Below are 12,836 nucleotides of genomic sequence, written 5' to 3'. Positions count from 1 at the left end.
GCTATTAGCACCTCGTCTCATTTGCAGATTCGCCAAGTGTATCGGCAACCACGGCTCCGCGTTTTTTCTTCCCATGGGAGCCGGAGCACCGATGGTCGTATCGAGCGCGGTTTGATGTTCCAGTTCAGCGTTCAGTTCCGCGCCAAGAATGAGGATGATCACCGAGATCCAAATCCATACCATCAGGCCGGCAACCGCACCGAGCGCGCCATAGGTGGCATTGTAATCGGCAAAATTGGCGAGGTAGAAGCCCGCCGATGTGATCAACCACACCAATGTGGAAAGAATGGCGCATTCCAACCCTCCAGGCTAAGCAGCGTCAACACGTGTGGGACAATACCCAGTGCGGTGATCAGGATAGTTCCAAAAAACGCTGATTTTCGACGAGATCGGGCGACGGTCAGCGTGCTCAATCAGCACGTCGAAGGTCACTCTCGCACGGTCCATCAGCGCTTTGCCTACATCGGAACGTACCTTCGCCAGAGCGGCTTCCCCCTGCCCCTGTTTGTGCACAGCAATCGTCTCGTCGGTTTCCGCTAGTTTTCCATCAATCGTTCCGGCGAGTTCTTGAAGTTGCGTGTCCATCACCGGAAAACCCGCAGCCAACTGCTGGGCTTTCTGCAAGGCCGGCAAAGTACCCTGCCTCCCCCAACAGCGAAGGCTAATCCGCTTAAGCGTCCGAGAGCAGATTGTCTGCCCGGAGAACGGCCGGTGGTTGCGTTCCATGCCACTTTCACGACAGCCGCGAGCTGCGACGCTATGGTTCTTCTCAAAGAGCTGAAAAGGGTCGACTTGCTGACAATTAGAACCGGCGTTGACGCAAAAGGTTCCGGTTGAGCCATTCCTCCCAACGGGTTGTTAGATATACAGTCTGGATCACCGATCTTCATCTGAAGTGTTCGCCGAGCCGTCCGCCTCGACTGATCGATTGTCGATAAGAGAGCGGCCTAAGCGGCGAATTCTTGGGGCCCGGTTCACTTCGCCGCCGAATATCCGCACCAGGGCCGCCAGATAGATAAAAAATAATTCGGCAATGACACCGGCCAATCCGGCATAGTAGCTCGCGTAGTTCGCGAAACGAGCTAGATAGAACGAAAATGCCGCGGCTAGGCCGATCCAGGCCACCACGGTGATGAGCACGCCAGGCCACATGTTCGAGAAACGGATCCATCGCGCGGGCAGAAAGGTGTGAGCCCCGAACAGCGCCGCCGTCAAGATGACCGCCGCCGCCGGGTATCGAACAGCATCGAGTGTCAGCAGGTGGGCCTCGAAGGCAGGCAGAAACCGGTGGGCAAATGTGCCTACGATCAGCAGATAACCGACCACGACAAAAACCAGCGCACCGCAGATCACCACCAGAATGTGGAGACCATAGACAGCCAAAAGCGACCGGTTGTCCTTGATGTCGTAGGCCCGGTTCAACCCGACCCGCACGCTGTCGACGCCACCGAGGGCAAACCAGATGGTCAGCAGGACACCGACGCCTGCGACCTCGCCGCGCCTTACTGTCGCCACAGCGCGAACCTCCGCAACCAATGTGTCAACCAAGGGTGCAGGTATAATCGCGATCAGGAACTCAATGAGGTGATCCGAGATACCACGATCGCCGAGGAAGGCGGTCAGTGAACTGACGAACACAAGGAAGGGGAACATCGCCAGAACGGCTCTAAATGCGATATTTCCGGCCAGCGACAAAGCTTCATCATCCCAAAGGCGAAGCATCGCCTCGTACAGCACCGCTCGCGCTGCCCGCCATCCCCGACCCGCCAGCAACTCCGCTGGCTCGTCACTTTGAATGGCGGTTGGACCTACGGCTTCCTTGTCTTTGGCATTCGTTGTCATAGTTCCACACGGTCGTACAATCCCACTACGACGCAAGGAAATTTGTTCGAAACTTGCCGGCGTCCGTAAGCCAGCGAGCGGAACAAACTGTCATCAGAAGTTTAGTTATCGACTTTTCGCGCCGCTTGGAAGGGAGGAGAGGCCGGGGATTGATTTTCCCGGCCTTTTACGCGGAGTTGTGCTGGAACCATTAAAAAGGTTGTAGGCAATCATGAACGTCGCGAACCTGCAGGTCGAAGGGCTACTGATGACGATTGCTTCGATCAATCACGTGTTGGTTCGGCGCGGTCTGCTGTCGGCCGATGATATCGAAATCGCGTTGCGAAAGGCTGAGGCAATCGAAACAAGTGACGGAGCCTGGGAGGGGCTTTCGCCGGCGCATCGTGATGCGATCAGTTTCCCGATACTGTTACTGCAACTCGCTAATCGCTGCCAGCCCGAGGCGGATCTACCATCCTTCTCCGAGCTAGCCGGCATGGTCGGCAGAATGAAAGCGCCGGGCGGCGATCAACGACAGAACTGGTGACGGTCAACGGCGCGACAGACGAACTCTCCGCGGACGAGGTAATGGCTGCGGACAGCATCGCCCTGGGCATGCCGTTCATCCTCGGAGGCAACGGCGCTTCGATCACTACCTCAACCGTTTCCTCCGGTCGTGCCCGACCATGGGGGTATCGTTGAACAGCCTGCGCGCCTATGCGCGGGACATCATCGTTTGGATGCGCTTCCTCGAAGAGCGCCGGAACGGCAAATCTCTCTGGTCGGCCGACCGCGCTGACATTGCCGCATTCCACGAAGCCCGGCGCCTGTCCGAGCCTCCGTTCCGCATATCGGCCTCTTCCTGGACCGGATGATCGCGGCGCTCGACAAGCTTTATCGCTGGGCCGTCGACAGGATTATGTCCGGATCGAGCGGGAGAAGACCAGGTCGATCGAACCCATCCTTCGTTGCCGAGATCGCTCCGTTGGTGCGGGAACGCATTCGCCAGATGGGGCCGACGCCGATCGGACGTTCGGTGCAACGCACGGTGCTCAATCTCCGCCGGTTCTGGTCGTTCCTGGACGCTCGGGAGATTGCCCTCCGTGGACTGAGCAACATCACCGCCGATTGATCAACGATTATAACCTCAGTACATTATTGGGACACAGATATACGGTAGCGGTTACTGACGCAGCTCGACGACGCCGAGTTCGTGCCACGTCTACTCGAAACTGTATGTGGCCATTGGGTCGGCGGGATTCGGGTGCCTTGCGGACTAGTTTTCGAGATATTTGATCCACTCGGCAACCTTCGGGCTGGCGGCTGATTTTGCCGCTGACGTGGCGTCTTGTTGCCGAGCATTCCGACCGGCTGGTCAAGGGTTTCACGATACTGGCGGTCCATAAACTGATGGACGATCTGCTCAGCGATTTCGGGCGGAATGTCGGATGGTGCTTCTGTCTGATCTTGGGCAGGACGTTCAGCCATCATCTGCTCCACGGTGCGGATTTCAGTGAGCGGAGGGCGCACGAGATCACCGAGGGTCTCCTGGATCAGGGCCATTCCTTTGTCTGCGCGCGCGCCGAATTGGGCGCCAAATGCAGGAAGCGCACCTTCAACTCGACATTTCCCAGCACAAGCAAGCCGCTGTCCATGGTGGTGTCGAGAGAAAGCCCGGTGTTCTTCTTGCCTTTGCTTTTCTGTTTATCCTCCAGCCAATTCCAGAATTTTGCGTTTTCCTGCGACATGCCGGGAATGGTGTTCACCCGAGCGGCAATGTCCTTCTGCCTTGCCCCTGAAGCCAGCGGAAACCTGACATCGTGGAACACGAGATCATCGCCGTCGGCATTCTGGAGCGGGGGCATGTCCATTGTCCGCTCAAGCGTGTCGAACAGCCATGAAAAGGTGAACATGGATGCTGCCGCCTGCAGGTCTTCATCCTTGATGACCGGCAGCTTCTTCGCATTCATTTTGCCGAACATTCTGGCGCAGGCCATCGAACAGCGCGTCGGTGGCTTGTGATGTGAACGGCAAGAGGCTGCCGGCAAAGACGTTTTTGCCCATGACGGGAACCACGGGAGGGGTGAATGCGTAGGTATGTGATGCCAGGACGCAATACAATTCGCTCTTGCCGATCTGATTGAAGCAGCAAGGACCGCCGGATGGTCTGAGCGAGAGACGTTAGAGGCCGTTGCAGCTTTGGTGGAATACAGGCTCAGCGAAATTCCAGCGAATATCGACACAGCCGCCCTTCGCGCACTTCTGAAATCGATGATGTAGCCGACCTTCTTGGACCGCGCGGATGGGTCATCCGCCCTCCTCGTCCGATAACCTTTCATACCAGCGACAGGCTTGCGCTGGATGCGCGGCGAACGCCGGTATGATATAACGCTGAGTGCGCCGGTCTTCCGGAAGGCCTAGCGAAGGCAGCGTTCCGTTGGAAACGGGGCAACATTGAGGGGCGCAGGGTGCCCCGCGCTGGGCTGTTCCACGAGTAAGCTCCCATGGAGCCCAATATCCCTCACCCGTCATGGAACACTTAAATGAAATGGGAGTTGTGCCTTCACGGAACCGTGAAAACATAAGGAGGTTCCACAATGTCCCGATCAGGTATCAATCGCCTGCCGCCGGATGATACCGTGTATACGGGCCCGAGCATTACGGCGGCCATCAACAAGATATCGTGGGGAGCGGTGTTTGCAGGCGTCGTTGTCGCACTTGCCGTCCAGATCCTGCTTAATCTGCTCGGCGTCGGTATTGGTGCCGCAGTTCTCGATCCCGGAACTTCGGACAATCCTACAGCTAGCAGCTTTTCCATCGTTGGCGGTCTTTGGTTCGTCGTCGCTGGCATCATCGCTTCGTTCATCGGAGCATATGCGGCAAGCCGCTTATCCGGCCGCCCCAGCACGTCCACAGGCGGGTTTCACGGCATTACCACTTGGGCCGTGACAACGCTGGTCATCCTCTACTTCCTGACAACCTCGGCTGGGGCCCTCGTCGGCGGCGCTTTCAGCGGCCTTTCAACCGCCGTCGGCGGCGTCGGCCGGACTGCGGCAACAGCCGCCACGGCAGCCGCACCATTGATTGCGGCTGCGACCGATCCGATGGGTGACATCGAACGGCAAATCCGCAATTCCAGCGGTGGCAACGATCCTCAAGCACTTCAAACGGCGGCAGTCGCCGCGATGAAAGCCATGGTGACAGGCGATCAATCCAAGATCGAGGAAGCTAAGACCCGCGCCGCCGACGCATTAGCGAAGGCTCAGAACATCTCCGTCGACCAAGCTCGGGCAAAGGTCGACGAATACGAGGCCAGCTACAGGGCATCCGTTGAGCAGGCAAAGCAGCAGGCTTTGGAAGCAGCTCAGACGACCGCCCAGATCGTTTCGAGAGGTGCACTTCTTGGCTTCGTAGCACTCGTCCTCGGCGTGATCGCAGCCTGGTTCGGCGGTGTAGCTGGCACGAAACCTGCTGCCGTCGTTGAGGAATAAACATCCGCAAGACCCCCGTAGTTATCAGAAAAGGAACACGAACATGGCAGGCTCTAAACACCTTGGCGACCTTCTCTACGAGACCATGAAGGACATCTACTTCGCAGAGAAACAGATACTGACAGCGCTCCCGAAGATGGCGGACGCTGCACAGGCGCCCGATCTAAAGGCGGCATTCGAAACACATCGCCGCCAGACAGAAGACCACGTAAAACGTCTCGAACAGGCCTTCCAAATTCTCGGAAAGCCCGCCCAGCCAAAGACCTGCAATGCCATCCTCGGTATCATCGAAGAAGGCAAGGAAGTCATGGAGGAGTTCCAGGGAACGGACGCGCTCGATCCAGGTCTCCTGGCCGCTGCGCAGGCTGTGGAGCACTACGAGATCAGCCGATACGGCACGATGGTCACTTGGGCTAAGACGCTCGGTTTGGACGAAGTAGCTGAGCTACTCGCGCAGACCCTCGACGAGGAGGAAACCACCGATCAGTTGCTGTCCAAGATCGCCAAGGCCACCGTCAACGCAAAAGCTGCTTAAGCGATTGGGCGGGCACGTCGGAGGATGTGGCCGCCCAACTCGAAAACGCCAACTGTGACACCAACTCCCGCCATAACGCTCCCTCAGAACCGTGATCCCGTACGCCGACACATAGACGCCATCTCTCACGTAATTATGCAGTGCATACTACGGCAGATTGATAGATCGAGCGTTACGCAGGCCAGTATTTATCGGATCGAAAATCTTCTGGAATATCATCCTGATTCAGCAGGCACTCGGCGACGAATTCGATTTGAATTTCAAGATAGCGAAGTTTAGCTGGCACCGGGACACCAACTGCCATCTCCCTGACGCGATGCCTGTTTAGGCCAAGGATATCGCGCCGCCGGGAGGCCTCCCGGCGAACCGCCTCAGGCGTTGGCTTTCCGTCTCGTCCCGTGAAATTATAGTCTTTGCTCTTGCCACCTTCGATGACAGTAAATCGCATTACTCGCATCCGATTAGTTTTGACCGTCTGGCGGAACCTGGAGTGGATAGCCTGGTACTATTGGTCTAGCCTTCCGATATGCGCCGGGAGAACAGCTTCAACGGGACCAGATCGATTTCGACGCTCTGTGTCATTGCCACAATCCTCGGCGTTTCTCGTGTCGCACGATATGTTGATCCATGGGGGGCGATTGGGGTAACGGCCCCCCGGGGAGGATGTGCCCTGACCATAACCGTACGCTCCGAGGCCTGACTATTGGCCGCGAGGAGGGATCGGATACCAACGAGGAGGGGATGACCTATACGCGGGTCTAGGTGCTTTTTGCGGCATTAGGTAGGAAAACAATCATGAGCCGCCCGGTGAGAACACGAGGCCCCGTCCGGCGCGGCTTCGGTTTGCAAACCGAGGCTACCCAGCCGCGCTCTGAAAAGTGGGTCATGCCAGATGAACGGCGGGACGTCTTTAGCGACGACGTGACGGAGGATATCTATCATTGCTGGGCTCTCGCGGTCGTGTTGGTCCAGGAGCCAGCCTTCTGACGACTACGTCGGCCCACCCTTCGTCCTTCGGCTAAGAACCAATGCCGCTTCAGATGCGCCCGGACGTGCCGCCATTTCTCAGAGACGAGAATGGCCATATTCCCATGAACGATGAGACGGCCGACTTGCTCGTGATCGTCACCCGCGAGGCGTTGGAAGGCGTGGCGTCGCCGCCGGACGCTTCGGAGGAACGGCTCATGGAGTACGCCGACATCTTCGGAAAGGTCGCGACTTACAAGCTCGAACATGGCCGCGCGGGCGGAGAGGATACTATCTGGGTGCAAATGGAAGACGTCGTCGAGTGGAGAAGCGCGAACTACGTGAGTTCCATCGGCAGGTCGGCCACGGGCCTGCCGGACGACGCGAACATGGCGTGTCTCCGTTTGTTTGAGGGCAGGATTGTGCGTCTTGTACTCCAGTAAGTGACACCTTCCCTCTTGGTGATGCCGCGCGATCCACCCCTCACGGATGGACTTGGTTACCGCTGCGCCCGAATTTTTGGAGGACGTGCCAATGAGTGATCCCAATCGCCAGTCTGGAAAGCCGCCGGAGCGAGGATGCGACGACCTAGGGCTGCTGACTTTGATCGGCTTGGTGCTTTGGCTTGTCATCGTGTCGCTGCTTTTTTGTATGGCTGTTCGGCTTTTGGGGCTAGCACATCGTCTGCTGCAATAATGGCGATCCGGACCGCACGCTCCGCACCGGAACGCTATGACGTTCTGCCCGTTAAGGCAGTGGATGGCGCGGTATGTCATCATAGCCACAACTGCCAGACACCGCGCGTCCAAAGCCAGCAACGCTGGCGACCTGGCCCTGCACACACCCCTCCTTAGCTGCAGGGCCGTTCTTTCTGCTCGGTGCCAGCCGCGCGGTCTCACTTCAGCTGGAAGCAGCCAGAAAACGAGGCCGCAGGCGATCAGGAGCACCGAAGCTCAGCTTTACGCACAGCCTAAGCGGCCGTCGCCCTTGATCTAAATCGCCGACCGTGTGGCGCAAGGAGAGATCGATTTCGATCAGCCGTGGCACACGCCGACCGATAAAGTTTCGGAAGATGCCTTCGCCGCCCTGCGAGACGGCATGCGGAAGTCAAAATCGCTGCTATCGCGCAAACGGTTCTCTTTCGCCGGATGCGGACCGTCCTCATCCGGCCTCTAGTAGGCCTGATCGGCCCGAAGCTGCGATTTTGGCAACTCGCAGAACGGACGCAGAATCCACGTTCGGTGCGACTCATCTCGAGCCCTTGACTACCCATCTGCATTTTCAAGCGCCCGATAAACGGTAGGATATTTTCCAAGGCGCCGTGCGTGCTTCGTCCGGGTCGGAACCCATAGGAAATCGATATCGCGTGCGACGCTGGCCTTGCTGGCGCCGGCGGCAACGCGTCGGATTTTAACAGAGGACGCTGGTAGACGCCTTACACGTCTGAATGCTTGCCCACTGGCGGAGGATTCCGCGCGGTGTATAAAGTTATTGGCTGGTTGCGGCCAGCGAAACAACCTGGGCAAGAATAAGAACTATGATGAGAAGTGTGGTGAGGTCCATGTAGGTCTCCTCGGAGTACCTGACCATCTCCATAGCGCTTACCTGCGCGGTGCGTTGCTCGTGATGGCACTCCAACCTAACTCAACGTACAGAACCGGTTTTAGTTCCTTCAAACCGCCGGTGCGGGTGTTGCCGCCTGAAGTCCGGCATACACAAAGTTTTGTCCCAACCGACTTAACCGGAAATGATCGGCTCGGCCTATTTTCCGGAACCCACGCGCCGTTCCGATATCGCTACACCACCAACAGCAACTGCAATGCAGCCTCGGGAACTTCGGCCACGACGTCATTCAGCGTGAATGCAAACGTTGCTGCGAACTGTCTTGTCGCCATACAGAATATCGACTTCGGCACTAAGGGCGTACTAAACGCTAATGTCGATGCCACCGGCTCCGTGACGGCGACTTGCACGCCCGGAACGACCTATACGATCTCCTTAAACGGCGGCACCACGAACTCAGCGCCGATGGCGCGCAAGATGTCGAGAGGAGCCGAAACCGTCACCTACGCGCTCTACAAGGATGTGGCTCGCTCGCAGCCGTGGGGGGATGCGGCCTCACCAGGCAGCACGGTTGCTGGAACCGGAAACGGCGCGGCTCAAGTCTTGACCGTCTATGGCCGCGTCCCTCCGCAGGACACGCCCAACCCCGGCACCTACACCGATACCGTAGTTGTCACCCTGACCTATTGACGCGAAGGCTCGGCGACATCTTTGCGGATCAGACAAGCGAGGGATTCCCGGACGGTCGAAACGCCGAAGCACCGGGAATCTCGATCAGGACGTTGGAACGGTGAGCTTCGCGATCAGCTAGCGCATCGCGACGACCATTTTGCAGAGCTTGACAAGGCTCGCGTCGAATCCACCCGAGCTCAAGACGTCCTTGCAGCGCAATTTTGCCTTGGCTTTATCTGCCGTAGACATCTCGCTCAAGGCCATGGACGTGCTGCGAGGAATACTGCCCGCCCCCACACCACTCGTGACCGCAGCGCCTTCCGAAAGCGTCCCGAGAGTGGATTGGACAGGAGCATCTTCCGAAACTCCAACCCTTGCTGTTGCGGTGGCCAGGCGCGAGCCTCCGATGCTCGCGTCGACATCAGCGTTGACGCCGTTCGATCCGCCGATGCTGGCGGTTGTGCTGACGTCGAGGGCGGGTCTGCGACGGCTCACGGATGTGCTGCTGTTGATCCCCTTGGAGCCCCCAACCGAGGCGTCCACTCCGAGGCCGCTTCTCGAACTGCGGCCTACACTGGCGTTAACTCCATTGGCGCCTCCAACAGAAGCGTTCAGACCGCTGCGGCTGCCGTTGACGCTGATGCCGTTCTTGCCGCCGATGTCCAATGCGTTTGCGTGAAGCGGCGCGATGAGAGCCGTGCAGCCGATGGCCAAGACGGCAAGGGTCGACTTGTTGTCGCTCATTTCAACCTCCTGACTTATCTCCTGCCGAAGCCAATGTCCGGCAATGAAAACCAATGGAAGCGCGCGTTTCCTGTTGATGAAAGGCTAGATTCCAAAGTGGGGGCCCCGCCTTTCACTACAGTCGCAAATAGAGCTGGTGGCGTGTCCGGTTATGAGCGGTTCCTGGAGATCATCGCCGATCGGGAAGATCCAGAATATGCTGAAACCATTCGTTGGTGCGGTGGCTGCTTTGATCCGGAATGGTTCGACCTTTCGATCGCGGACAAAGATCTCCGCAATGCTCTACGCTCGAACGTCAAACGGCGTCTGTATCAACCGAGACCGAAAGCCGTCCCGAAGGAATGAGTTGGGCGAGGATTCCAGGTGGAACGTCTTGAACGGATACGAACCGACAACCCTTATAGCTTACAGGGGCACCTTATTTCAAATGCACCTCCAGCTAACATCGCCCTGGCCCTAGAGGAATGACCAATTTGGGGCCGAGAGCAGTAGGTCCGCTTGTGGCGCAGGGAAGAACGATAGCGGACTTAAATCTCCAGGATCCGATGTTCTGAGTTGACCCAGGACAGACCTTTGGAGGTCGCTCGGTGGTCGACTGCTTCGCTCACCTCTGCGGACATTCGAAACCATGATGTTTGATTAGTTTGAGATGCAATGCGTTCCAGGATCGGCACTGCCAAGCGGCAAATCAAGCCGAGAGCCGCCACATTCGCACACGACCTGTACCACGCAATTCCGTTTCCTCGAGTAGGTCGCAAGCAAATTTTGGTCCAAGCAGTTGGTGAGTTGCATCCGAAATACGGATCTCATCGGGCTCCGCGGACGTTTGAATGCGTGAGGCGAGATTAACGGTCTCGCCCCACAGGTCATAGGCGAACCGCCTTTTGCCTATGACGCCAGCGACGATTGGTCCCGAGTGAATTCCAATTCTGAGTCTCAGCGGTTCTCCTGCGAAGCGTTCGCGCTTAACCGCCTTCCGCAGTTCAAGTGCATAGTACGCGAGGGCTTCTGCATGATCGGATCGCGCGGTGGGCAGGCCAGCGACCACCATCACACAATCGCCGATTGTCTTGATCTTTTCGCAGCCGTATCGTTCCGAGAGCCGATCCGCCGCCTTGAAGAAGTAATTTAAGATAGCGAGCGTCGTCACGGCTCCGACGCTCCGCGTTCTTTCCGTAAAACCGACGATGTCGGCAAAAAGCACACTCACCTCTGCGTGGTTGTCAGCAATTTTTTTGTGCGCTTTTAACCGCTCCGCGATCGACGCCGGAAGAATGTTGAGGAGTAGGGATTCGGCGCGCTGGTATTCACGCGACAATCCCTCCTGGCTCTTCCTCAACGCCTCGTTCGTCGATTGTAATTTCTCGTTGAGTTGACGCTCCCTCTCTTGCAGGAGCGTCATTTCATAGGCCTTCTGTTGAAGCCGCTGCTTGTTGTCGCGTTCGGCAGTGGCGTCAAGAAAGAGCAGCCACACGCAGGCATTGCCGGCAAAAAGATGAAGGTCCGCGACACGCCCGCTGGGCAGTTCGACCATGGCCATATGATATGGAAGCTCCGGGCAAGGCAGCAAACCTTCCATAAATTCAAGCTGATCGGCAACAGGCTTGCCAATGCGAAGCGATGAGAGCCCGTAATGTTTAACGTTACCGCCCTTCGCAGCTATGCAAAGCTGGGCGTCAATTTTCAGATATGCGACAGAGTGCTCATTGCAGAAGAAATCGTAAATCCAGCTTCCGACTTCTCTTGGCAATCTATGCATGGTCTATTTGGTGACCATCGAAGCAAGCTGACGAAATGCATCATCAACATGTTCACCCGAAAGCGCACTTGTTCGATAGATTTGCCATCCAAGTTGCCTGAGTTCGTTAATCTCACTATCCGATATTGCCCACCGATCGGCCAGGTCGGATTTGTTGAACAGCAATACAAACGGCATAGCGCCGAATTCGGCCTCGGCCCGCTCGCGCAGAGTGAGCGCCACGGGAAGAGTAGCGGCGCGGGTTCCATCGACGACAAGCACGAGCCCGGACGCACCCCGCACATTGCTGACGCGGAATGAGCCGATATCGTCTTCGCCGGCCAAATCCCACAAAATTAGATCCACGGTTTTGTCCGGGAGTGCGACACTCTTCTTGTCGATTTTCACTCCCACCGTGGTCAAGTAGGTATCTGAAAAGATGCTTTGCACAAACCTGCGAACCAGACTCGTCTTTCCGACAGCGAACCCACCCAACATGCAGATCTTTTTTTGCAATATCCTAGCTCCGCACTACTCTAGGCTTACCGTAATCGAAACCCGGCGATTGGTGGAGCTCCCAGTTCGACTATTTTCAGGCACCACCGGCTCAAAGGTGCCAGCGCCCCGAACCAGCAGCAGTTCCGGAGCGACGCCGCGCTTGTTGAGAAGCGCACGAACTGTCTCGGCGCGGGCGGCGCTGATCGACACGTTGGCCGTCTCACGGCCCGTGGCGTCCGCATGGCCGGTCAACATGAACCGCGCTGTTACGCCTGACTTGCGGGCATTTTGGGCCAATTCCTTTATTTGATCCGCCAACCTGTCGAGGACCGGTATCTGCTCTGGTCCCGGCACAGCTTTGCCGGAATAGAAGAAAATATCGGTCGCCTGGATGGCCTCTCTCAAATAATTAAGTTCTGCAAGGTTCAGCTCACTCAGCTGCGAGACATCCAGAACCACTCCGTCCGCCGAAAGTTGTTCTGCGGCGGCCCGCGCCCGGTTGATCCAGTTGGCAGGAGCCTCACCCACGACAACGATGCGACCCTGGACGATCGAAAGCAGAACAGATTTGGGCGGAGCCAGCGACGCCGTCAGCCGCTTCAACACGAACTCCGGCTCAAGGCTCTGATAGAATTGCCATTGCGAATGAACGCGGGCGGGATCGACATGCGTTCCAGACAACAGCGACTGCGGGTCGGCGCCAAGCGGGTCTCTCAGGCCGGAAATGTAGAATTGGCCATCGCGCACCTTTTGTTCCGCAACGATGATGCCCGGTTGGGCCTCAAGTCGCGACACATAGGCCTGCCAG

Annotated in this window: 15 protein-coding genes and 4 pseudogenes; 10 read left to right on the top strand and 9 right to left on the bottom strand. The window is 57.5% G+C overall.

Annotated elements, in window-relative coordinates:
* Positions 1-4 precede the first annotated feature (4 nt).
* From A3C3_RS43250 to A3C3_RS37725, 3 genes and pseudogenes are all read right to left on the bottom strand, one after another.
* Positions 5-291, bottom strand: a pseudogene (locus A3C3_RS43250) (YihY/virulence factor BrkB family protein); the annotation flags it as partial.
* 18 nt (positions 292-309) lie between these two features.
* Positions 310-633 (bottom strand): CHASE3 domain-containing protein, encoded by a 324-nt coding sequence (locus A3C3_RS0105675; protein WP_167521922.1) that lies wholly within the window; start codon positions 631-633, stop codon positions 310-312.
* A gap of 243 nt (positions 634-876) precedes the next feature.
* Positions 877-1,842: a YihY/virulence factor BrkB family protein gene (locus tag A3C3_RS37725; RefSeq protein ID WP_022713653.1), complete on the bottom strand. Its 966-nt coding sequence runs from the start codon at positions 1,840-1,842 to the stop codon at positions 877-879.
* Positions 1,843-2,053: 211 nt separating this feature from the next.
* On the opposite strand from A3C3_RS37725, the gene A3C3_RS0105665 reads away from it, so the two are divergent.
* From A3C3_RS0105665 to A3C3_RS46675, 3 genes are all read left to right on the top strand, one after another.
* A complete protein-coding gene (locus A3C3_RS0105665; protein ID WP_022713652.1) occupies positions 2,054-2,368 on the top strand; it encodes a hypothetical protein in 315 nt (104 codons plus the stop codon).
* 151 nt (positions 2,369-2,519) lie between these two features.
* Positions 2,520-2,696 (top strand): site-specific integrase, encoded by a 177-nt coding sequence (locus tag A3C3_RS46680; RefSeq protein ID WP_233450574.1) that lies wholly within the window; start codon positions 2,520-2,522, stop codon positions 2,694-2,696.
* Positions 2,693-2,953: a hypothetical protein gene (locus A3C3_RS46675; protein ID WP_022713650.1), complete on the top strand. Its 261-nt coding sequence runs from the start codon at positions 2,693-2,695 to the stop codon at positions 2,951-2,953. The genes A3C3_RS46680 and A3C3_RS46675 overlap by 4 nt, the downstream gene beginning before the upstream one ends.
* Before the next feature lie 421 nt (positions 2,954-3,374).
* Here A3C3_RS46675 and A3C3_RS46670 read toward each other — a convergent pair whose 3' ends face one another.
* Positions 3,375-4,064 (bottom strand): hypothetical protein, encoded by a 690-nt coding sequence (locus tag A3C3_RS46670; RefSeq protein ID WP_233450573.1) that lies wholly within the window; start codon positions 4,062-4,064, stop codon positions 3,375-3,377.
* Positions 4,065-4,418: 354 nt separating this feature from the next.
* On the opposite strand from A3C3_RS46670, the gene A3C3_RS0105645 reads away from it, so the two are divergent.
* The gene (locus A3C3_RS0105645) at positions 4,419-5,312 is read left to right on the top strand and encodes an ATP synthase subunit B family protein (RefSeq protein ID WP_022713648.1); all 894 of its coding nucleotides are present in this window, start codon (positions 4,419-4,421) and stop codon (positions 5,310-5,312) included.
* A 43-nt stretch (positions 5,313-5,355) separates the two neighbouring features.
* Positions 5,356-5,847 (top strand): YciE/YciF ferroxidase family protein, encoded by a 492-nt coding sequence (locus A3C3_RS0105640; protein WP_022713647.1) that lies wholly within the window; start codon positions 5,356-5,358, stop codon positions 5,845-5,847.
* Positions 5,848-6,019: 172 nt separating this feature from the next.
* Here A3C3_RS0105640 and A3C3_RS0105635 read toward each other — a convergent pair whose 3' ends face one another.
* The gene (locus A3C3_RS0105635; RefSeq protein ID WP_028739430.1) at positions 6,020-6,295 is read right to left on the bottom strand and encodes a hypothetical protein; all 276 of its coding nucleotides are present in this window, start codon (positions 6,293-6,295) and stop codon (positions 6,020-6,022) included.
* Positions 6,296-6,642: 347 nt separating this feature from the next.
* Here A3C3_RS0105635 and A3C3_RS0105630 point away from each other — a divergent pair, with 347 nt between their 5' ends.
* From A3C3_RS0105630 to A3C3_RS37710, 4 genes and pseudogenes are all read left to right on the top strand, one after another.
* Positions 6,643-6,834: a hypothetical protein gene (locus A3C3_RS0105630; protein WP_022713645.1), complete on the top strand. Its 192-nt coding sequence runs from the start codon at positions 6,643-6,645 to the stop codon at positions 6,832-6,834.
* Positions 6,835-6,875: 41 nt separating this feature from the next.
* The gene (locus A3C3_RS37715) at positions 6,876-7,256 is read left to right on the top strand and encodes a hypothetical protein (protein ID WP_022713644.1); all 381 of its coding nucleotides are present in this window, start codon (positions 6,876-6,878) and stop codon (positions 7,254-7,256) included.
* Between the two features lie 577 nt (positions 7,257-7,833).
* Positions 7,834-8,018: pseudogene (locus tag A3C3_RS46665) on the top strand (Ku protein); the annotation flags it as partial.
* Positions 8,019-8,568: 550 nt separating this feature from the next.
* Positions 8,569-9,066 (top strand): annotated as a pseudogene (locus A3C3_RS37710) (Csu type fimbrial protein); the annotation flags it as partial.
* Between the two features lie 117 nt (positions 9,067-9,183).
* Here A3C3_RS37710 and A3C3_RS0105610 read toward each other — a convergent pair.
* Positions 9,184-9,792 (bottom strand): hypothetical protein, encoded by a 609-nt coding sequence (locus A3C3_RS0105610; RefSeq protein WP_022713640.1) that lies wholly within the window; start codon positions 9,790-9,792, stop codon positions 9,184-9,186.
* Between the two features lie 135 nt (positions 9,793-9,927).
* On the opposite strand from A3C3_RS0105610, the pseudogene A3C3_RS0105605 reads away from it, so the two are divergent.
* Positions 9,928-10,137, top strand: a pseudogene (locus tag A3C3_RS0105605) (IS1096 element passenger TnpR family protein); the annotation flags it as partial.
* Between the two features lie 343 nt (positions 10,138-10,480).
* On the opposite strand, the gene A3C3_RS0105600 reads toward A3C3_RS0105605, so the two are convergent.
* From A3C3_RS0105600 to A3C3_RS0105590, 3 genes are all read right to left on the bottom strand, one after another.
* Positions 10,481-11,551, bottom strand: coding sequence for an adenylate/guanylate cyclase domain-containing protein (locus A3C3_RS0105600; protein ID WP_022713638.1), 1,071 nt, complete (start codon positions 11,549-11,551; stop codon positions 10,481-10,483).
* Between the two features lie 3 nt (positions 11,552-11,554).
* Positions 11,555-12,046 carry a Rab family GTPase gene (locus A3C3_RS0105595; RefSeq protein ID WP_022713637.1) on the bottom strand — a complete coding sequence of 164 codons (492 nt, stop codon included), beginning with the start codon at positions 12,044-12,046 and terminating at the stop codon, positions 11,555-11,557.
* Positions 12,047-12,061: 15 nt separating this feature from the next.
* Positions 12,062-12,836, bottom strand: a 775-nt coding sequence (locus A3C3_RS0105590) for an OmpA family protein (protein ID WP_022713636.1), incomplete at its 5' end; no start/stop codon positions are given.

It is taken from the genome of Rhizobium mongolense USDA 1844, from assembly GCF_000419765.1.
Taxonomy (GTDB): Bacteria; Pseudomonadota; Alphaproteobacteria; order Rhizobiales; family Rhizobiaceae; genus Rhizobium; species Rhizobium mongolense.
This window is presented reverse-complemented; position numbering and strand designations above follow the sequence as displayed.

Bases quoted from the DNA above. Each gene is read 5' to 3' on its own strand.
- A3C3_RS0105640 (WP_022713647.1), top strand. From the start codon at position 5,356: ATGGCAGGCTCTAAACACCTTGGCGACCTTCTCTACGAGACCATGAAG.
- A3C3_RS0105610 (WP_022713640.1), bottom strand. From the start codon at position 9,792: ATGAGCGACAACAAGTCGACCCTTGCCGTCTTGGCCATCGGCTGCACG.
- A3C3_RS0105635 (WP_028739430.1), bottom strand. From the start codon at position 6,295: ATGCGATTTACTGTCATCGAAGGTGGCAAGAGCAAAGACTATAATTTC.
- A3C3_RS37715 (WP_022713644.1), top strand. From the start codon at position 6,876: ATGCCGCTTCAGATGCGCCCGGACGTGCCGCCATTTCTCAGAGACGAG.
- A3C3_RS0105645 (WP_022713648.1), top strand. From the start codon at position 4,419: ATGTCCCGATCAGGTATCAATCGCCTGCCGCCGGATGATACCGTGTAT.
- A3C3_RS46675 (WP_022713650.1), top strand. From the start codon at position 2,693: ATGATCGCGGCGCTCGACAAGCTTTATCGCTGGGCCGTCGACAGGATT.
- A3C3_RS0105600 (WP_022713638.1), bottom strand. From the start codon at position 11,551: ATGCATAGATTGCCAAGAGAAGTCGGAAGCTGGATTTACGATTTCTTC.
- A3C3_RS37725 (WP_022713653.1), bottom strand. From the start codon at position 1,842: ATGACAACGAATGCCAAAGACAAGGAAGCCGTAGGTCCAACCGCCATT.
- A3C3_RS0105630 (WP_022713645.1), top strand. From the start codon at position 6,643: ATGAGCCGCCCGGTGAGAACACGAGGCCCCGTCCGGCGCGGCTTCGGT.
- A3C3_RS0105665 (WP_022713652.1), top strand. From the start codon at position 2,054: ATGAACGTCGCGAACCTGCAGGTCGAAGGGCTACTGATGACGATTGCT.